General features: G+C 68.9%; 17 protein-coding genes. 12 read left to right on the top strand and 5 right to left on the bottom strand.

What is annotated here, in order from left to right:
- Nucleotides 1-19: 19 nt before the first annotated feature.
- The 7 genes from AC07O4_RS20605 (at nucleotide 20) to AC07O4_RS20575 (ending at nucleotide 7,903) form a co-directional block, all read left to right on the top strand.
- On the top strand, nucleotides 20-1,015 hold the full coding sequence (locus AC07O4_RS20605; RefSeq protein WP_495305500.1) for a LysR family transcriptional regulator: 996 nt from the start codon (nucleotides 20-22) through the stop codon (nucleotides 1,013-1,015).
- Between the two features lie 76 nt (nucleotides 1,016-1,091).
- Entirely contained in the window at nucleotides 1,092-2,489 is a 1,398-nt protein-coding gene (locus AC07O4_RS20600) for an NCS2 family permease (protein ID WP_062477503.1), read from the top strand.
- A 99-nt stretch (nucleotides 2,490-2,588) separates the two neighbouring features.
- Nucleotides 2,589-4,136 (top strand): ABC transporter ATP-binding protein, encoded by a 1,548-nt coding sequence (locus tag AC07O4_RS20595; RefSeq protein WP_095744201.1) that lies wholly within the window; start codon nucleotides 2,589-2,591, stop codon nucleotides 4,134-4,136.
- The gene (locus AC07O4_RS20590) at nucleotides 4,123-5,295 is read left to right on the top strand and encodes an ABC transporter permease (protein WP_495305499.1); all 1,173 of its coding nucleotides are present in this window, start codon (nucleotides 4,123-4,125) and stop codon (nucleotides 5,293-5,295) included. Before AC07O4_RS20595 ends, AC07O4_RS20590 begins: the two co-directional genes overlap by 14 nt.
- A gap of 3 nt (nucleotides 5,296-5,298) precedes the next feature.
- Nucleotides 5,299-6,219, top strand: coding sequence for an ABC transporter permease (locus tag AC07O4_RS20585; RefSeq protein WP_070061710.1), 921 nt, complete (start codon nucleotides 5,299-5,301; stop codon nucleotides 6,217-6,219).
- 52 nt (nucleotides 6,220-6,271) lie between these two features.
- Nucleotides 6,272-7,441 carry a BMP family ABC transporter substrate-binding protein gene (locus tag AC07O4_RS20580; RefSeq protein ID WP_062477516.1) on the top strand — a complete coding sequence of 390 codons (1,170 nt, stop codon included), beginning with the start codon at nucleotides 6,272-6,274 and terminating at the stop codon, nucleotides 7,439-7,441.
- 84 nt (nucleotides 7,442-7,525) lie between these two features.
- Nucleotides 7,526-7,903 carry a hypothetical protein gene (locus AC07O4_RS20575; protein ID WP_495305498.1) on the top strand — a complete coding sequence of 126 codons (378 nt, stop codon included), beginning with the start codon at nucleotides 7,526-7,528 and terminating at the stop codon, nucleotides 7,901-7,903.
- Between the two features lie 6 nt (nucleotides 7,904-7,909).
- On the opposite strand, the gene AC07O4_RS20570 is transcribed toward AC07O4_RS20575, so the two are convergent.
- The 3 genes from AC07O4_RS20570 to fabA form a co-directional block, all read right to left on the bottom strand.
- Nucleotides 7,910-8,302, bottom strand: a complete 393-nt coding sequence (locus tag AC07O4_RS20570; protein WP_307694530.1) for a nuclear transport factor 2 family protein — start codon at nucleotides 8,300-8,302, stop codon at nucleotides 7,910-7,912.
- A gap of 104 nt (nucleotides 8,303-8,406) precedes the next feature.
- Entirely contained in the window at nucleotides 8,407-9,627 is a 1,221-nt protein-coding gene (gene fabB, locus AC07O4_RS20565; protein WP_495305497.1) for a beta-ketoacyl-ACP synthase I, read from the bottom strand.
- A 10-nt stretch (nucleotides 9,628-9,637) separates the two neighbouring features.
- Entirely contained in the window at nucleotides 9,638-10,153 is a 516-nt protein-coding gene (gene fabA, locus AC07O4_RS20560; protein ID WP_095744206.1) for a 3-hydroxyacyl-[acyl-carrier-protein] dehydratase FabA, read from the bottom strand.
- Nucleotides 10,154-10,387: 234 nt separating this feature from the next.
- Here fabA and AC07O4_RS20555 point away from each other — a divergent pair, with 234 nt between their 5' ends.
- Nucleotides 10,388-11,455, top strand: coding sequence for an adenosine deaminase (locus AC07O4_RS20555; RefSeq protein ID WP_495305496.1), 1,068 nt, complete (start codon nucleotides 10,388-10,390; stop codon nucleotides 11,453-11,455).
- Here AC07O4_RS20555 and AC07O4_RS20550 read toward each other — a convergent pair.
- On the bottom strand, nucleotides 11,416-12,729 hold the full coding sequence (locus tag AC07O4_RS20550; RefSeq protein ID WP_495305495.1) for an MFS transporter: 1,314 nt from the start codon (nucleotides 12,727-12,729) through the stop codon (nucleotides 11,416-11,418). The genes AC07O4_RS20555 and AC07O4_RS20550 overlap by 40 nt on opposite strands.
- A gap of 106 nt (nucleotides 12,730-12,835) precedes the next feature.
- On the opposite strand from AC07O4_RS20550, the gene AC07O4_RS20545 reads away from it, so the two are divergent.
- From AC07O4_RS20545 to AC07O4_RS20535, 3 genes are all read left to right on the top strand, one after another.
- Nucleotides 12,836-13,789 carry a LysR substrate-binding domain-containing protein gene (locus AC07O4_RS20545; RefSeq protein WP_495305540.1) on the top strand — a complete coding sequence of 318 codons (954 nt, stop codon included), beginning with the start codon at nucleotides 12,836-12,838 and terminating at the stop codon, nucleotides 13,787-13,789.
- Between the two features lie 88 nt (nucleotides 13,790-13,877).
- Nucleotides 13,878-14,687 carry a helix-turn-helix domain-containing protein gene (locus tag AC07O4_RS20540; RefSeq protein ID WP_495266109.1) on the top strand — a complete coding sequence of 270 codons (810 nt, stop codon included), beginning with the start codon at nucleotides 13,878-13,880 and terminating at the stop codon, nucleotides 14,685-14,687.
- Between the two features lie 116 nt (nucleotides 14,688-14,803).
- Nucleotides 14,804-17,335: a penicillin acylase family protein gene (locus AC07O4_RS20535; protein ID WP_495305494.1), complete on the top strand. Its 2,532-nt coding sequence runs from the start codon at nucleotides 14,804-14,806 to the stop codon at nucleotides 17,333-17,335.
- A gap of 1 nt (nucleotide 17,336) precedes the next feature.
- On the opposite strand, the gene AC07O4_RS20530 is transcribed toward AC07O4_RS20535, so the two are convergent.
- Entirely contained in the window at nucleotides 17,337-18,605 is a 1,269-nt protein-coding gene (locus AC07O4_RS20530) for an MFS transporter (RefSeq protein ID WP_495305493.1), read from the bottom strand.
- A gap of 175 nt (nucleotides 18,606-18,780) precedes the next feature.
- On the opposite strand from AC07O4_RS20530, the gene AC07O4_RS20525 reads away from it, so the two are divergent.
- Nucleotides 18,781-19,728 carry a GlxA family transcriptional regulator gene (locus AC07O4_RS20525; RefSeq protein WP_095747499.1) on the top strand — a complete coding sequence of 316 codons (948 nt, stop codon included), beginning with the start codon at nucleotides 18,781-18,783 and terminating at the stop codon, nucleotides 19,726-19,728.
- Nucleotides 19,729-19,739: the final 11 nt, after the last annotated feature.

Genomic DNA, 19,739 nt, shown 5'->3' with positions numbered 1-19,739 from the left:
AAGAAAGGTGTGAACAGCCATGAGAGACCAGGCGCTTTTCGACAAGATCGACCTTCATCTGATTCGGGTGCTTCATACCGTGCTGACCGACCGCAGCGTCTCGCGCGCCGCCATCCGCCTGGGCATGTACCAGCCGGCCGTCTCGGCCGCGCTGAAGCGCCTGCGCGAGTTGTCGGGCGACCCGCTGCTGGTGCGCTCGGGTTCGGGCATGGTGCCCACCGACGCGGGGCTGCGCATGATCGAGCCCGCGGCCAGCATCCTGCGGGCGGCCGAGATGCTGTTCTCGGATGCGCGGGGTTTCGAGCCGCAGTCGGCGGCCACCACCTTCCGCATCGCGGCCAGCGACTACATGGACCCGCTGTTCCTGCCGATGCTCGTGGCGCAGGTCAAGCGCGAGGCGCCGCTGTGCCAGATCGAGATCCATGCGCTCTCGCCCGATTCGGACTACCACGGGCACCTGGCGCTCGGGCAGGTCGACCTGGTGATCGGCAACTGGCTCAAGCCGCCGGAAGACCTGCACATGGCGCGCCTCTTTGGCGACGAGGTGGTGTCGCTGGTCAACCAGGACCATCCGGCGGTGCGCCGCGGCTGGGACCTGGAAACCTGGCTGGCGGCCGAGCACATCGCGCCCACGCCCATGCACCCGGGCGGGCGCGGCATCATCGACCAGATGCTCGACGAGCTGGGGCGGCAGCGCAACATCACCGCGCGCTGCGCGCACTTCAGCCTCATCCCGGACATGGTGGCCTCGAGCCTGCTGGTGCTCACCACCGGGCGCCAGTACTGCGAGCGCTTTGCCGCACGGCTGCCCGTGAAGATCCTCGAGTGCCCGGCTGCCTTGCCGCGCCTCATGTACTACCAGCTCTGGCACGAACGCACGCATTCGTCGAGCTCCGCGCGCTGGCTGCGCGAATGCATCAAGGGCGTGGCGGCGTCGCTGCGGCCCGGCTTCGATGCCGCGCCCGCCACTGCCGCCCGAGCCCTGCCGGCTGAGCCGCTTTCCGATCCTCCCTGAGCCCTCCGTCGCGCCGGCGTCGCGACCGAGGCAACGATGAACGAACCGCCACATACAACAGCTGGAGACAAGCGAAATGAACAGGTATGAAGAGGTGCCCAAGGCCACCACTCCCCGGGCCGCCGGGGCCACCGAGGCGGCGCCGTTGCGTGCGGCCACCGCACCGGCCAACGCCGGTCTGCTGGAACGCTTTTTCAAGCTGACCGAGCACAACACCACCGTGCGCACCGAAGTCATCGCAGGGCTGACCACCTTCCTGACGATGGCCTACATCATCTTCGTGAACCCCTCGATCCTCGGGGACGCGGGCATGCCCAAAGGCGCGGTCTTCGTCGCCACCTGCCTGATCGCGGCCATCGGCACGCTGATCATGGGCCTGTACGCCAACTACCCGATCGCCATGGCGCCGGGCATGGGCCTGAACGCCTACTTCGCCTACGTGGTCGTGCTCGGCATGGGCTACACGTGGCAGACCGCGCTGGGCGCGGTGTTCATCTCGGGCTGTCTGTTCCTGATCGTGACGGTCACCGGGTTGCGGGAGCTGTTCATCGCGGGCATACCGCAGTCCTTGCGAACGGCGATCACCGTGGGCATCGGCATGTTCCTGGCGCTCATCGCGCTCAAGAGCGCGGGCGTGGTCGCGGCTTCGCCGGCCACCTTCGTCACGCTGGGCGACCTGCACTCGGCGCCCGTGATCCTGGCGACCATCGGCTTCCTCATGATCGTGGCGCTCGACCGGCTCAAGGTGCGCGGCGCCATCCTAATCGGCATCCTCACGGTGACGGTGCTGTCGTTCTTCTTCGGCGGCAACAAGTTCCACGGCGTGTTCGACGCACCGCCGTCCATCGCGCCCACCTTCATGCAGCTGGACATCCTGAGCGCGCTCAAGGGCGGCATCCTGAACGTGGTGCTGGTGTTCTTCCTGGTCGAGATGTTCGACGCCACCGGCACGCTGATGGGCGTGGCCAAGCGCGCGGGCCTGCTGGTGCCGGGCAAGATGGAGCGCATGAACAAGGCGCTGCTGGCCGACAGCGGCGCGATCTTCGCGGGCTCGCTGCTGGGCACGTCGAGCACCACGGCGTATGTGGAAAGCGCGGCCGGCGTGCAAGCCGGTGGCCGCACCGGTCTCACGGCCGTGGTGGTGGCGGTGCTGTTCCTGGCCTGCCTGATGATCTCGCCGCTGGCGGGCTCGGTGCCGGCCTACGCCACCGCACCGGCGCTGCTCTTCGTGGGCTGCCTGATGCTGCGCGACCTGGTCGAGCTCGACTGGGAAGACACGACCGAGGTGATCCCGGCGGCCGTCACGGCGCTGGCCATGCCCTTCACCTACTCGATCGCCAACGGCCTGGCCTTCGGCTTCATCACCTACGCCGTGCTCAAGCTGTGCACCGGCCGGGCACGGGAAGTGCATGCGATGGTGTGGGTGATCGCGGCGATCTTCCTGTTCAAGTTCGCCTACATCGGCGGGCACTGAACCGAGCGCCGTCGGGCGCCGATGGTCGCGGGGACGCTATTAAACTTATAGCTGTCCCCGCTTGTTGATGTTGAACGAGACAAACCCACGAAACCCGGCATGACAACCCCCAGACTCCAGCTGGCGCACATCACCAAGCGGTATCCCGCGGTGGTGGCCAACAGCGACATCTCCCTGGCCGTGCAGCCCGGCGAAATCCATGCCGTGCTCGGAGAGAACGGCGCGGGCAAATCGACCCTGATGAAGATCATCTACGGCTCGGTCAAGCCCGACGAAGGCACCGTCACCTTCGACGGCCAGGCGGTGAACCTGCGCAACCCGCAGCAGGCGCGCGCGCTGGGCATCAGCATGGTGTTCCAGCACTTCAGCCTGTTCGACACGCTCACCGTGGCCGAGAACGTCTGGCTGGGCCTGGACAAGTCGCTCGCGCTGGCCGAAGTGGCCCGCAGCATCACGGCCAAGGCCAGCGAATACGGGCTGGACATCGACCCCTCGCGCCCCGTGCACACGCTGTCGGTGGGCGAGATGCAGCGGGTGGAGATCATCCGCGCGCTGCTCACCAACCCCAAGCTGCTGATCCTGGACGAGCCGACCTCGGTGCTCACGCCGCAGGCCGTGATCCGCCTGTTCGGCGTGCTGAACAAGCTGGCCTCGGAAGGCTGCAGCATTCTGTATATCAGCCACAAGCTGCACGAGATCCAGGAGCTGTGCACCGCCTGTACCGTGCTGCGCGGCGGCAAGGTCACGGGCGTGTGCAACCCGCGCAACGAGAGCACCGAATCGCTTTCGCGCCTGATGATCGGCAGCGAGCCGCCGCCGCTGCAGCACCGCCCGCTGCATGCCGGCGCGGTGGCGCTGCGCGTGCAGGGCCTGAAGCTGGCGCGCGAAGACCAGTTCGGCGTCGACCTGGACGGCATCTCGTTCGACGTGCGTGCGGGCGAGGTCGTCGGCATCGCCGGCGTCTCGGGCAACGGCCAGAAGGAACTGCTGTACACGCTCTCGGGCGAGGACGTGCGCGCCGAGCCTGCCATGGTGCGCGTGTTCGACCAGCCGGCCGGCCGGCTGCGTCCGCGTGCGCGGCGTGCGCTGGGCCTGCATTTCGTGCCCGAGGAGCGGCTGGGGCGCGGCGCCGTGCCCACGCTGGGCCTGGCGCACAACCTGCTGCTCACGCGCAGCAACGCGGTGGGCAAGGGCGGCTGGATCCGCACCGCCGAGCTCGACAAGCAGGCGCGTTCCATCATCGATCGCTTCAAGGTGAAGGCCGGCGGCCCGGGCGCGGCGGCGCGCTCGCTGTCGGGCGGCAACCTGCAGAAATTCATCGTCGGTCGCGAGATCGACGCCAACCCCAAGCTCTTCATCGTTTCGCAACCCACCTGGGGCGTGGACGTGGGCGCGGCCGCGCTCATCCACGCCGAGATCCTGGCGCTGCGCGATGCCGGCTGCGCCGTGCTCGTGATCAGCGAGGAGCTGGACGAGCTGTTCAACATCTGCGACCGGCTGCACGTGATTGCCAAGGGGCGGCTGTCGCCCTCGATCGACCGCGCGGCGGCCACGCTGCCGCAGATCGGCGAATGGATGAGCGGCCTGTGGCCGCAGGCACAGCCCCACCAGAACAACAAGAAGGAGGGCGCGCATGCTCAAGCTTGAACCCCGCCCGGAGCTGTCGCGCTTCTGGAGCTATGGCTCGCCGATCCTGGCGCTGCTGATCACCGTGCTCATCGGCGTGGCGCTGTTCGCCGCGCTCGGCAAGGACCCGGTCAAGGGCCTGCAGGTGTTCTTCTACGAACCGATCAAGAGCGGCTATGCCATCGGCGAGCTGATGGTGAAGGCCACGCCACTGCTCATCATTGCGCTGGGCCTGGCCGTGTGCTTTCGCTCCAACGTCTGGAACATCGGCGCCGAAGGGCAGTTCGTGTGCGGCGCCATCGCGGCGGGCGGCGTGGCGCTCTTGGCCGACAAGAGCACCGGCAGCTGGATCGTCGTGGCCATCCTGCTGGCGGGCATTCTGGGCGGCATGGTGTGGGCGGGCATCGTCGCGTTCCTGCGCGACAAGTTCAACGCCAACGAAATCCTGGTGAGCCTGATGCTGGTCTACGTGGCCACGCTGATGCTGGGCTACCTGGTCTTCGGCCCCTGGAAAGACCCGCAGGGCTACAACTTTCCGCAGACCAAGACCTTCGAGGCGGTGACGCAGATCCCGCGCCTCATGAAGGGCTCGCGCGTGTCGATCGGGCTGATCATTGCGCTGGTCGGCGCGGGCGCGCTGTGGGTGTTCCTGTTCCGCACGCGCGCGGGCTTCGCGCAGCAGGTCGGCGGGCTGGCGCCCGCGGCGGCGCGCTATGCCGGTTTTTCGGCACGCCGCGCGGTGTGGATCGCGCTGCTCACCTCGGGCGGCGCGGCCGGCCTGGCGGGCGCGCTCGAAGTGGCGGGCCCCATCGGCCAGCTCACGCCGTACGTGCCGGCGGGCTACGGCTTCGCGGCCATCATCGTGGCCTTCGTCGGGCGGCTGCATCCGGTGGGCATGATCTTCTCGGCGATCCTGATGAGCATGTTCTACATCGGCGGCGAACTCGCGCAGTCGCGCCTGGGCCTGCCCAAGTCGCTCACCGGGGTGTTCCAGGGCCTGCTGCTGTTCACGCTGCTGGCCTGCGACACGCTCATCGCGTACCGCATCCGCCGCAAGGCCGGCGCCAAGGCCGCGACGCTGACCACGAGTTCGCTGCAGGTCAGCACGCCGATCACCGCGCCGACCGCGCCCGTCGCGCCAATCGCACCCACCACGCGTGCCACCGAAGGGGGTCTCTGAACCATGGAAAGCTACGCACTCCTGCTGGGCTCGACCCTGAGCGCGGGCACCGTGCTCGCCATCGCGGCGCTGGGCCTGTTGATCAACGAGAAGGCCGGCGTCGTCAACCTCGGCGCCGAGGGCATGATGCTGTGCGCCGCCATCGCGGGCTTCGCGACGGTGGTCATCACGCACAACCCCTGGCTCGGCTTCCTGGCCGGCATGGCGGCCGGTGCCTTGCTCGCGGCCTTCTTCGGCGTGCTCGTGATCTGGCTCAACACCAACCAGTACGCGACGGGGCTCGCGCTGAGCCTGTTCGGCGTCGGCTTCTCGGCCTTCGCGGGCATCAGCTTCGTGCAGGCCAAGCTGCCCGAGAGCACGCCCTTCGCCATTCCCGTGCTGGCCGACATTCCGCTGGCCGGCCCGGCGCTGTTCCGGCACCACCCGATGGTGTACGTGGCCGTGCTGCTGACCATCGGGCTCATCTGGTTCCTGTACCGCACCCGCGCCGGCCTCGTGCTGCGCTCGGTGGGCGAGTCGCCCGAGTCGGCACATGCGCTGGGCTACCCGGTGCGGCGCATCCGCTTCCTGGCGGTGATCGCGGGCGGCGCGCTGTGCGGCCTGGCGGGCGCGTACCTGTCGACCGTGTACACGCCGCTGTGGGTCGAGGGCATGGTCGCCGGCCGCGGCTGGATCGCGCTGGCGCTGACCACCTTCGCCACCTGGCGCCCGATCCGCGTGCTGCTCGGTGCCTACCTGTTCGGCGGCGTCTCGATGCTGGGTTTCCACCTGCAAAGCAGCGGCGTCGACGTGCCCTCGCAGTTCCTCAGCATGGCCCAGTACATCGCGCCGATCGTGGTGCTGGCGCTGATCTCGCGCAACCCCGCCTTCATCCGCATCAACATGCCGGCATCGATGGGGAAACCGTTCTACCCCGGCTCATAATCGCGTTCTCGTTTTTTTGCCAACCCGTCCTTTTCTTCCGAGGATTTCGACAATGAATGATCTGAACAAGCGTTCCCTTCTCAAGCTCGCCGCCCTCACCGCGGTGGCTTCGGCGGCCCTCATCGGCTGCGGCAAGAAGGAAGAGGCGGCCGCCCCCGCAGCATCGCCGGCGCCGGCCCCCGCGGCCGCCCCGGCCCCCGCACCGGCGGCCCCGCTGAACATCGCATTCGCCTATGTCGGTCCCGTGGGCGACGGCGGCTGGTCCTTCGCGCACGACAACGCCCGCAAGGCGCTCGAGAAGGAATTCGGCGACAAGATCAAGACCACCTTCGTCGAAAGCGTGCCCGAGTCGGCCGACGCCGAGCGCGTGTTCCGCGACTTCGTGGGCCAGGGCAACAAGCTGATCTTCGGCACCACCTTCGGCTACATGGAGCCCATGCTCAAGGTCGCCAACGACAGCAAGGACGTGAAGTTCGAGCATGCCACCGGCTACAAGACCGCCGAGAACATGCGCACCTACGACAGCCGCACCTACGAAGGCGCGTACATGGCCGGCGTGATCGCCGGTTCGATGACCAAGAGCAACACGCTGGGCGTGGTCGGCTCGGTGCCGATCCCTGAAGTGCTGCGCAACATCAACAGCTTCACGCTGGGCGCGCAGTCGGTCAACCCGAAGATCACGACCAAGGTCGTGTGGGTGAACGAGTGGTTCAGCCCGCCCAAGGAAACCGAAGCCGCCACCGCCCTCATCAATGGCGGCGCCGACGTGCTGTTCCAGAACACCGACTCGCCGGCCGTGCTCAAGACCGCCCAAGAAAAGGGCAAGCGCGCCTTCGGCTGGGACTCCGACATGACCGCCTACGGCCCGAAGGCCCACCTGGGCTCGGCCATCATCAACTGGGCGCCGTACTACATCAAGACCACGCAGGACGCGCTGGACGGCAAGTGGGCCACCGGCCAGACTTGGTGGGGCGTGAAGGAAGGCGCGATCGACATCGTCTCGATCGCCGAAGACGTGCCCGCCGAAGCCAAGGCCAAGGTCGAGGAAATCAAGAAGGGCCTGAAGGACGGCAGCTTCTCGATCTGGAAGGGCCCGATCGTCGGCCAGGACGGCAAGGAGCTGATCGCCAAGGACGCGGTCGCCGACGACAAGTTCCTGTCGGGCGTGAACTTCTACGTCAAGGGCGTGGAAGGCAAGGTGCCGGGCGGCGACAAGAAGTAATCATTGATCGATCGCTTCGGCGATTGCCACGAGAAGGGTCGTCTGCGGACGGCCCTTTTTTCATTCAGGAAAAGGATTCACACCATGAAGCTGCAGAGGGTCATGGCGGCAGGCGCGGCACTGCTGGCCGTGTCGATGTCGTTCGCCGCACCGCCGACGTTCTCAAAGGAAGAGCAGCGCCTGCGCAAGGCCGTGGACGACGCGGAAATATGCTTTCACTTCGCCGGCGAATTCAACGGCGACGGGTCGGCGCACGACAAGGAAGTGGCGCGCCAACAGCGCCAGCATTGCGGCAAGGAAGGCCAGCAGCTGGTGCTGCGGGCCTACCGCAAGAACCCGCAGGACACGCGCCTCTACCCGGCGGTGCTGCGACTGGACGGGCTGATGCCGGGGCTCACGTTGCCCGCGGCCGAGAAGGCCCGGCTGTGTGCCGTGGCCAAGACGGAACTGGCCTGCCCCTGAGCCGGCTTACTGCGCCGCCGCCTGCAGCTGCGCCGCCATCTTCTGATGGATCAGGTTCACCGCCTTCAATGGCCGCAGCATCACCTTGAACTCGGTGATCCGGCCTTCGGCGTTCCACTTCATCATGTCCACGCCGTTGATGGCGATGCCGTCCAGCTCGAGTTCGAACTCGAGCACGGCATCGGTCGGGCCCTGGAGTTCGCGCACGTAGCGGAAGCTCTCGTTGAAGAAGACCTGGAAGGCCGCGGCGAGGTACTGCTTCGTGATCGCCTTGCCGACCTGCGGCCGGTGCACCACGGGCGAGAGGAAGACGGCGTCGTCGGCCAGCAGGGCATCGAGGCCCGCCACGTCGCGTGTCTTGACGAGCCGGTGCCAGGTGGAAAGGGTGTCGATCGCCATGGGTTTCCTCGCGCGGTGGATGGATGGAAGAACGGAAAACCCAGTCTAGCGAAGCGCCTGCGGCCCCGTCGTCGCGGGCGCGACGGGGCCGGCAGGTGGCAGGCTTACGCGCCTTGCCAGCGCTTCAGCACCAGCGTGGCGTTGGTGCCGCCGAAGCCGAAGCTGTTGCTCATCACGGTGTCGACCGTGGCGTTCTCGCGCGTCGCGGTCAGGATGGGCATGTCGGCCACTTCGGGGTCGAGCGCCTCGATGTTGGCCGAGCCGGCCATGAAGCTGCCTTCCATCATCAGCAGGCAGTAGATCGCCTCGTGCACGCCGGCGGCGCCCAGCGAGTGGCCCGACAGGCTCTTGGTGGAGCTGATGGCCGGCGCCTTGTCGCCGAAGACTTCGCGCACGCCCTTCATTTCCATGACATCGCCGACGGGCGTCGAGGTGCCGTGGGTGTTCAGGTAGTCGATGGGCGTGTCGACGGTGGACATGGCCATCTGCATGCAGCGCACGGCGCCTTCGCCGCTGGGCGCGACCATGTCGTAGCCGTCGGAGGTGGCGCCGTAGCCGACGATTTCGGCGTAGATTTTTGCACCGCGCGCCAGTGCGTGGTCGAGCGACTCGACCACGACCATGCCGCCGCCGCCAGCGATGACGAAGCCGTCGCGCTCGGCGTCGTAGGCGCGAGAGGCCTTCTCGGGCGTGTCGTTGTACTTGGTGGACAGCGCACCCATGGCGTCGAACAGGAACGACTGGGTCCAGTGTTCTTCTTCACCGCCGCCGGCGAACACGATGTCCTGCTTGCCCATCTGGATCTGCTCCATGGCGTTGCCGATGCAGTGCGCGCTGGTGGCGCAGGCCGAGGCGATGGAGTAGTTCAGGCCCTTGATCTTGAAGGGCGTGGCCAGACAGGCCGACACGGTGCTGCTCATGGTCCGCGTCACGCGGTAGGGGCCCACGCGCTTGACGCCCTTTTCACGCAGCAGGTCGAGCGCTTCCATCTGGTTCAGCGTGGAGGCGCCGCCCGAGCCGGCGATGAGGCCGGTGCGCGGGTTGGACACCTGCTCCTCGGTCAGCCCGGCATCGGCAATGGCGTCCTTCATGGCCAGGTAGGCGTAGGCCGCCGCGTGGCCGACGAAGCGGTAGAGCTTGCGGTCGATGAGGTCTTCGAGGGGAAGGTCGATGGAGCCGGCCACCTGGCTGCGCAGGCCCATTTCGGCGTAGGCCGGCTGGAACCGGATGCCGGGGCGGCTGGCACGCAGGTTGGCGGAGACGGTCTCCTTGTCGTTGCCCAGGCACGAAACGATGCCCAGACCGGTGATGACGACGCGTCGCATGGCGAAACCCTCAGAAGTTGTCGGTGGAAGTGAACACGCCGACCCGCAGGCCCTCGGCGGTGTAGATCTGGCGGCCGTCGACGCTCACGGAGCCGTCGGCGATGGCCAGGTTCAGCTTGCCCTTGAGCACGCGCTTGATCTGGATGTTGTAGGTGACGAGCTTGGCGGTCGGCAGGACCTGGCCCGTGAACTTCACTTCGCCCGAGCCCAGGGCCCGGCCACGGCCCGGCAGGCCCTGCCAGCCGAGGAAAAAGCCCACCAGCTGCCACATGGCGTCCAGGCCCAGGCAGCCCGGCATGACCGGGTCGCCTTCGAAGTGGCAGGCGAAAAACCACAGGTCGGGCGTGATGTCGAGTTCGGCCGTGAGTTCGCCCTTGCCGTAGGTACCGCCCTCGGCGCTGATGTGGGTGATGCGGTCCACCATCAGCATGTTCGGGGCGGGCAGCTGGGCGTTGCCGGGGCCGAACAGTTCGCCGCGGCTGCAGCGCAGCAGGTCTTCGCGGGTGAAGGCGTTTTGTAGGGTCATGCGAGTCGATCAAGGACGGCGCCAGGGGCACGAATGCACGCTGCGCGCGGATTGGAGGGAACACGCCCGATGCCGGGCCTGCCGGGGTCCAAGCCTAGCGCATCCGCCATGGCCCGATTTGACCCAGATCAGTTTGGGGGAAATGGGGCTGGCAGCGTATACGTTTTCGGGGATGCCGCGCAGGGTGTCTGCCCTTATGCTGTGCGCGATCACAACGTCGATTTCCCACGCCCCATGACCGATTCCAGCCGCCCCCTCTTCGACCCCAGCTTCGCGCAGCGCATCCCCGCCGAACGCCTGCCCGAGCTGCTGCGCGCCATGCCCAAGGCCGAGCTGCACATGCACATCGAAGGCTCGCTCGAGCCCGAGCTGATCTTCGCGCTCGCGCAGCGAAACGGTGTCTCGATCCCGTATGCCAGCGTGGAAGACCTGCGCAAGGCCTACGCCTTCACCAACCTGCAGACCTTTCTCGACATCTACTACGCCGGCGCCAGCGTGCTGCTCAAGGAGCAGGATTTCTACGACATGGCCTGGGCCTACCTGGAGCGCGCCGCGGCCGACCACGTGGTGCACACCGAGATGTTCTTCGACCCGCAGACGCACACGGCGCGCGGCGTGGCGATGGAGACGGTGGTGAACGGCCTGCACCGCGCCTGCGTCGATGCGCTGCCCAAGCTGGGCGTGAGCGCCTCGCTCATCCTGTGCTTCCTGCGCCACCTGAGCGAGGAAGAGGCCTTCGAGACGCTGGAGCAGGCGCTGCCGTACCGTGACAAGTTCATCGGCGTGGGGCTCGATTCGAGCGAGGTCGGCCACCCGCCCGAGAAGTTCGCGCGCGTGTTCGCGCGCTGCCGCGAACTGGGCTTTCACCTGGTCGCGCACGCGGGCGAAGAGGGCCCGCCGGCCTACGTGTGGAGCGCGCTCGACGTGCTGAAGGTCGAGCGCGTCGACCACGGCGTGCAAAGCGCGAAAGACCCGGCGCTGATGAAGCGGCTGGCGCAGGACCGCATTCCGCTCACCGTGTGCCCGCTGTCGAACCTCAAGCTGTGCGTGTTCCCCGACCTGTCGCAGCACAACCTGGGCGCGCTGCTCGAGGCGGGGCTGGTCGCCACTGTCAACTCGGACGACCCGGCCTACTTCGGCGGCTACATGAACCAGAACTTCACGCAGACCTTCGCCGCCACCGGCCTGGGCGTGCAGCAGGCCTGGCAGCTCGCGGCCAACAGCTTCGAGGGCAGCTTCATCGACGCGGCCGCCAAGCGCGCCTACGTCGACCGGCTCAACGCCGTCTTCGCCGCCTTCTGAGCCAGCTCGGCCGTGCAGGCGCCGGGACCGGCGTTGCGACGCGGCACGAGCAGCGGCATCGCCACCAGCGCACAGGCGCTGGCCGCCAGCCACACGACCGGCCAGCCCTGCAGCGCCAGCAGGTGCGGAATCGAGAAGGGCGTGACGAAGCACACGAGGAACACGCTGGTGTTCGCCATGCCCAGCGCGGTGCCGGCGCGCGCCGCGCCGGCCAGCGTGGCCAGCTCGGTGTACGCCACGCCGTGCCAGGCCGACACGCACAGGCCGCTCACGGCCAGCAGCGCGATCAGCGCCAGGCGCAGCGGTGTGGAGGGTGCCTCGGTGCCCGCCGCCATCACCAGCGCGGCCAGGCCCGCGAACAGCAGCACGCTGAGCGCGCTGCAGGCGCGCAGGTAGGCCGGGCGGTTGCGGCGGCGGTCGGTCCAGCGGCCGCTCCACACGCGCATCGCCATCGCGCCGACCTGCACGAAGACCATGGCCGCGGTGATCGTGCCCAGGCCAACGTGGCCGAAGTCGTGCAGGAACACCGTGCCGAAGGACAGCACCGCGAACTGTGGCGCGCACAGGATGCCGATGCCGGCCACGATGCGCCACACGCGCACGTCGCGCAGCGGGCCGGTCTTCGGTGCGGCGGCCTCGGTGGTCTTCGGGTGCGGCACGATGGGCGGCTCGTGCACCCAGGCCCAGCTCATCGCCGCGCTCAGCGCGCACAGCAGCGCCAGCAGGCCGTACAGCGCGGCAAAGCCGAAGTGCAGCGCCACGAAGGGCAGCACCAGCGCGCCGATGCCGCCGCCCATCGGCACGGCGGTCTGGCGGATGCTCATGGCCAGGCCGCGCTCGCCGGCGTCGAACCAGGTCATCACCGCGCGCCCGCTGGCGCCGTTCACGCTGCCGCCGAGCAGGCCCACCAGCAGCAGCCCCGCGCCGAGCACGCCGAGGCCCGGCACGTGTCCGGCGCCCGGCGCAGCCCACAGCGCCATTGCGACCAGCGCGATCGCCGTGCTGCCCAGCCCGGCCAGCAGCACGGGGCGGTCGCCCCAGCGGTCGGTCAGCAGGCCCCAGGGCAGCTCGCTCACGGCGATGCCCAGGCCCATGAGGCCGAGCACCAGGCCGAGCGCGGCGTTGTCGAGCTGGTAGCCGGTGCGCATGAGCACGGCGGTCATGGGAATGCCGCTGAAGGCGACCGAGAAGGCCGCGTTGGCGGCCACGCCGGCGGCGAGCACCTTCCAGCGGTGGCGGGGCGACAACGGAGGGGAGGAGGGCGATTGGGTCATGTTGCAGCGCAGTGTCGGCCGCTGCAAAGGTTTTGAAAATCAGAAAATAATGAGCGGATCGTCCTGAAATTCAGGATGATCGAGAAGCCTCATGCAAGGACCCGCGATGACCCAGGTGATGTTCGATCTCGACGTGCTGCGCACCTTCTCCACCGGCATGGCCCTCGGCAGCTACGCGCGCGCGGCTGACAAGCTGGGCCGCTCGACCTCGGCCGTGAGCGCGCAGCTCAAGAAGCTGGAGTCGCAGGCCGGCACCGTGCTGTTCCGCAAGGAGGGCCGCGGCCTGGCGCTCACCGATGCCGGCGAGACGCTGCTGGCCTACGCGCACCGCATGCTCGAGCTCAACGACGAGGCCAGCGCCGCCCTGCGTGGCGCCGACCTGCAGGGCTGGGTGCGGCTGGGCCTGCAGGAAGACTTCGGCGAGACGCTGTTGCCGGCCGTGCTCGGCCGCTTCGCGCGTGCCCATCCCAAGGTGCGCATCGAGGCCTGCGTGGCGCGCAGCGGCGAGCTGCGCGAGCGGCTCGAGCTGGGCCAGCTCGACCTGGCGCTGGCGTGGGACGCGGGCGACCAGCCGCTGTCGCCGCATGCCGAGCGCGTGGCGCGGATGCCGCTGCTGTGGATCGGCCCCACGGCGCCCGAACGCGTCGATGCGCCCTGGTGGACCGAGCGCGAGCACCGCGCGGGCGTTCGCGCGGTCAAGAGCAAGGAGCCGCTGCCGCTCATCATGCTGGACGCCCCGTGCCCGCTGCGCGAGATCGTCATCACCGCGCTCGACCGCGCCGGCCTGCCGTGGCGCCGTGCCTTCGGCAGCGCCAGCCTGGCGGCGCTGTGGGCCGCGACCTCGGCCGGGCTGGGCCTGACCGTGCGCACGCCGTTCGGCTTGCCTGCGCATGTGTGCGCGCTCGACCGCGCGGTGCTCTCGCTGCCGGCGCTGCCGCAGATCTCGCTCGTGCTGTACCGCGCGCAGGACCACGCCGAGGCGCCGGCGAGCCGGCTGGCCACGCTGCTGCTGGAGGCCGTGCGCCAGCATCTGCAGCTCGAGACCGTGCAACCCCGCTGAGCGCAGGCCCTTGCGCGGGCCGCCGCCGCGATGCGTGAGAATCCGCCGCTGGAGACAAGTACAAGAGACAAGACCCAAGCGAGACGGCATGACCACCACGCGGCACAACTCCCTGCACCTGTGGGACGACAGGTTCCTCTACATCACGCCGGCGATCCAGTCGGGGCTCACGGCCCGTTCGTCGGCCACGCTGCTGGCCTCGGTCAGCGGCCACCCCTTCACGCTGGAGGCGGTCGACGGCACGCGCGTGCGCTGCACCGCAGCGCTGGTGGGGCCGCACGTGTCGCGCCGGCTCGACGTCGACGGCTGCGGGCTGCTGTCGCTCAACCTCGACCCGGCCTCCAGCGCCTACCGAATGCTCGCGCGGCACATGGGCGGCCACGGCATCCAGCCGATCGACGCGCGCCGCTTCGGCCGCGCGCGCGACGACTTCGAACCGGCACAGCACGGCGCGCTGTCCGACCGGCGCCTGCAGGTGCTGAGCTCCAGGCTGGTCACCGCGATCACCGAGTGCCCCGAGATCGAGGCCGCCATCGACCCGCGCATCGAGCGCGTGCTGCAGGCCATCCGCACGCATGCGGGGCAGATCCCGCTGCGCGAGCTGTCGGCGCTGGCCTTTCTCTCGCCCGACCGGCTCACGCACCTGTTCGCGCAGCAGGTGGGCGTGTCGATCAAGCGCTATGCGCTGTGGACCAAGGTGCGCCGCACGGTGCAGCAGTTCACCGCGCGCCGCCCGCTGACCGACGTGGCGCTGGCCAGCGGCTTCACCGACGCGGCGCACATGAGCCGCACCTTCCAGCGCTACTTCGGCCTGTCGCCGTCCTTCCTGTCGAACCAGGTGCGCGTGACGGCCGACGAGCAGGCCTCGCACGCGTGGGGGCGTGGCCTCGCGCACTGAGGCGCCTTCGAAGGTCTTCAGGCGCGGCGCAGGACAGCGGCTGCGTTCAAGCCGCAGCCGGCCTGCCTGCCTAAGCTGGCGGTGCTCCATCAAGAGAGCATCAACCGGAGACATCCATGAGACAGACATCCTCGCGCGGCGCCATGCCGCTGTCCCTGCTCGCGTTGGTCACAGCGACCACGCTCACCGCCTGCGGTGGCGGTGGTGGAGGCGGCAACGGGTTCCCGTTCTTTCCCATCGGCGGCAACCCGCCCACCAACCCGCCGGCCGAAGGCAGCTACAAGGCCGAGATCCGCCGCACCGCCCTGGGCGTGCCGCACATCAAGGCCGACAACTGGCCCGGCGTGGGCTACGGCTACGGTTTTGCGCAGGCGGAAGACGACCTGTGCACGATGGCCGACTCCTTCCTCACCTACCGCGGCGAGCGTTCGCAGTACCTCGGCGGCGATGCGCAGCTCGTGGCCAGCAGCACCATCGCGCGGCCGAAGAACATCGACTCCGACTTCTTCCACAAGCAGGTGATCTCGGCCGACGTGCTCGCGAAGATGATCGCGGCCCAGCCCGACAACCTGAAGCAGCTGGTCGAGGGCTTCGCCGCTGGCTACAACCGCTACGTGCGCGACGTGAAGGCCGGCGGCACGGCGCACCAGGCCTGCCGCAACGAAGCCTGGGTGAAGCCCATCACGGCCGAGGACATCTACCGCCGCATGTACGCGGCCAACCTCGCGGGCGGCTACAGCAACTTCCTGGCGAACATCGCCAATGCGATCGCACCCGCACCGGCGGCGCCCACCAAGATGGCTGCGCGCGGCGGCGCGAAGAAGGCCTCGCTGCAGGTGGCGGCGCTCGTCAACGTGCCCGAGCTGCAGGTCGGCGGCAAGGAGGGCGTGGGCAGCAACATGATCGGCTTCGGCACCGCCGCCACCGGTGACAGCAGCCCGCTGCTCTTCGGCAACCCGCACTGGTACTGGCGCGGGCCGGACCGCTTCTACCAGGCGCAACTCACGATTCCGGGCCAGCTCAACATCAGCGGCACCTCGTTCCTCGGCATTCCGGTGATCCTCATCGGCTTCAACGACAACATCGCGTGGAGCCACACGGTGTCGACCGCGCGCCGCTTCGGCTTCTACGAACTGAAGCTCGCGGCGGGCGACCCGACCAGCTACATGCGCGACGGCAAGCCCGTGAAGATGCAGGCGCTCAACATCACCGTCAACGTGAAGCAGACCGACGGCAGCGTGGCGCCGGTGACGCGCACGCTCTACAAGTCGGAGTACGGGCCGATGGTCAACCTCACGACCTTCGGTGCGCCGTTCGCCTGGAGCCAGACCACGGCCTTCGCGATCCGCGACATCAACGGCGAGAACTACCGCACCTTCAAGAACTGGCTGCGCTGGAACCAGGCCAAGTCGCTGGACGAGTTCATCGCCATCCAGCGCGAGGAAGCGGCCATTCCGTGGGTCAACACCGTGGCCGTGGGCCGCGGCGCGGCCAAGGCCTGGTATGCGGACATCGGCGCGATTCCCAACGTGTCGCCCGCCCAGGTGGCCAGCTGCACGACGCCGCTGGGCGCGGCGGCCGGCGCCTCGCTGCCGCGCGTGCCCTTCTTCGACGGCTCGAAGAGCGAATGCGACTGGCAGACCGATGCCGACTCGGCGCAGAAGGGCGCCATCGGCGCGGCTCGCTTGCCGAGCCTGCTGCGCGACGACTACGTCGAGAACTCGAACGACAGCTACTGGCTCGCGAACCCGAAGGCGCCGATGACCGGCTACCCGGCCATCATGGGGCCCGCGGGCACGGAGGCCGTGAGCTTCCGCACGCGCCTGGGCAACCTGATGGCGCAGGCGCGCATCGACGGCACCGACAGCTACGCCGGCAAGGCGGCCACGCCCGAGACCGTCAAGCAGATGGTGCTCAACAGCCGCGTGCTGACGGCTGAACTGTTCAAGGACCAGGCGCTGGCCATGGTGTGCGCGACGCCGACGATCAACGTGGCGACCGATCCGCAAGGCGGCGCCGCCATCGGGCGCGACGTGGACACCGGCCCGGCCTGCGCGGTGCTCAAGGCCTGGAACAACACGGGCACGATCGGCGCGCGCGGCGCGCACATCTGGGACGAGTTCTGGAACCGCGCGTCGCTGCAATCCGCGGCCACGCTCTACAACGTGCCGTTCAGCGCGAGCGATCCGATCCACACGCCGCGTGACCTGAAGGCAGGCGCCGCGAGTGCCCTGCAGCAGGCCTTCGGCGCGGCCGTCGCGCGCGTGGAGGCCAGCGGCTTCGCACTCGATGCACAGCGCGGCGACTACCTGTTCGCCACGCGCGGCGGCCAGAAGATCCCGCTGTACGGCGGCTGCCACGGCCCGGGCTACTTCACCATCGCGTGCTCCGAGAACCGTCTGGACAAGGGCGGCTACACCATGGACGGCAACCCGAACGGCAACAGCTACATGCAGATCGTGCGTTTCCCCGAGGGCGGCGTCGAGGCGCACACCTTCCTGACGTTCTCGCTGTCGGATGACCCGGCCTCGGCGCACAACGCCGACTACACCCGGGCCTACAGCGCGGGGCAGTGGCTGAAGGTGCCGTTCTCCGAAGCGGAGATCAAGGGCGACGCGGCCTACCGCAGCGCCGTCGTCAGCGAGTAGATCAGCGAGTAGCGGGCGCCGTGGTGGACGCGGCCGCGCGCTGCGCGAGCCAGTTCCACCCGGCGCCTGCGGCCATGAGCACGCAGGTGCCGAGGAACACCGCGCGCATGCCGATGTGCCCGCCCACGAAGCCGCCCAGCAGCGGGCCCGCCACCTGGCCCGCGTACTGCGCCGAGGTCGAGTAGCCCAGCATGTTGCCGGCCACGCGCTCGGGCACGTTGTGGCGGATCACGCTCGCGATGCAGGGCAGCAGCCCGCCGAGCGACAGCCCCATCAGGAAGCGCAGCGCCACCAGCTGCCAGCCTGCCGTGACGAAGGCCTGCGGCACCAGCAGCAGCGCCGACACCGCGAGGCACCCGACGATCACGTTCCAGTGCCCCACGCGGTCGGCCAGCTTGCCCAGCCGCGAGGCCGAGAGGATGCTGCCGAGCGCGGCGGCCGACATCACGAGGCCGGCCATCATCGTCACGCGCTGCGGGTCGTCGAGCAGCGTGGCGACGTAGACCGTGATGATCGGCTCGATCGACATGTTGGCCAGCATCAGCAGCATGCCGGTGAAGAGCATCGCGACCAGCGGGCGCTTGTCGGGCACGGCGGCCCAGCCGGTGTCGTCGGAGGCGCCGCGTTGCTTCGATGCGGAAGGCGCCTTCTTCTCTTCACGGATGAGAAAGGCCGTCGCGAGAAAGGCGATGAAGATCATCGCGCCCGCCGCGAAGAAGGTGTTGCGGATGCCGACCAGCGGCGGCAGCACCCCACCCACCAGCGGCCCCACGAGGTTGCCCGCCATGATGGCCGACGACATCGTGCCCAGCGCCCAGCCGGTGCGGTCCTTGGGCGTCTGCGTGGCGACCAGCACCATCGAGCCCGAGGCGTACCCGCCGAGCAGCCCCGCCAGCAGCCGCAGGCCCACGAGCTGCCACACGTTGGCCGCCAGACCGATCAGTGCCATCGCCACGGCCATGCCGAGGCTCGCGCGGATCAGCATCGGCTTGCGCCCGTAGCGGTCGGCCAGCCGGCCCCACAGCGGCGCGACCAGCGCGGCGCTCAGGAAAGTGGCGCCATAGGCCGCGCCGGACCACTGCACGATGGCCGCGTGGTCCTTCACACCAAGCTGCTCGACGTACAGCGGCAGGAAGGGCAGCAGCAGCGTCATCGCGATGATGGTCGTGAAGGAGCCGAACATGCAGACGGCGAGGTTGCGCTGCCAGTGTGCGTGGGCGCCCGGTTCGGCTGCAGGGGCGCCTGTTGTCGTTGTCGTCGGGTTGGTCATGGTGGGGAACGCCCATTGTGGGACGACCCGCGCGGGCTGGCGCTTGCCGATTGGTGGGGGCACCCATCGCGGCGCGGGAAGGGCGCAGGCCGTATCCCTCCCGCTGGCGCGGTGGGACGGGTTGGTCTAGCCTTGCGTCTGCTACCTTGAACAACCCTCTTTTCAGGACATGGCCATGAAACGCATCGGCATGCTCGTCTTCCCCGGTTTCCAGATCCTCGACCTCGCTGCCATTGCCGCGTTCGAGCTCGCGAACCTCCATGCCGGCAAGCAGGTCTACCAGGTCGAGCTGCTGTCGGAAGAGGGCGGTCCCGTGACCAGCTCGTCGGGCGTGGTCACCGACAGCAAGCGCTTCGGCACGGGGAAGTTCGACACGTTGGTGATGAGCGGCGCGCTCTTCATCGCGCCCACGTCCGAGAAGATGTGCCGCTTCCTGCGCGCGGGGCTGCGCAACGCGCGCCGCGTGACCAGCATCTGCACCGGCGCCTTCGGGCTGGCGGATGCGGGCCTGCTCGACGGACGCCGGGCGACCACGCACTGGTCCTTTGCGGGCGAACTGCAGAAGCGCCATCCCGCCGTCAAGGTGCAGCCCGACCGCATCTTCATCAACGACGGGCCGGTGTGGACCTCGGCCGGCATGACGGCGGGCATCGACCTCGTGCTGGCCCTGGTGGAGGAAGACCTCGGCGTGGAGGCGGCACGGTTCGCGGCGAGGAAGCTGGTCGTGTACCACCGCCGCGCGGGCGGGCAGTCGCAGCATTCCGCGCTGCTCGAACTGGCGCCCAAGTCCGACCGCATCCAGAAGGCGCTGGTGCATGCGCGCGCCAACCTGCGCGAGACGCTGTCGGTGGACGAACTGGCCGAGGTCGCGCACCTCAGCCCGCGCCAGTTCAGCCGCGCCTTCAAGGCCGAGACCGGGCAGTCGCCGGCGCATGCGGTCGAGAACCTGCGCGTGGAGGCGGCACGCGCGCTGATCGACGAAGGCAGCCTCGCGCTCGGCGTGGTCGCGCGTGAAACAGGCTTCGGCGACCCCGAGCGCATGCGCCGCGCCTTCCTGCGCACGCTGGGGCATCCGCCGCAGAGCGTGCGCCGCGTGGCCCGGCGGGAGGCCGCGGCGGCTTGAGCAGTGCATGT

The sequence above is a fragment of the Variovorax sp. GW821-FHT09D04 genome (assembly GCF_059416405.1).
The sequence above is the reverse complement of the archived record's forward strand: the minus strand, read 5'-3'. Positions and strand labels throughout refer to the sequence as shown.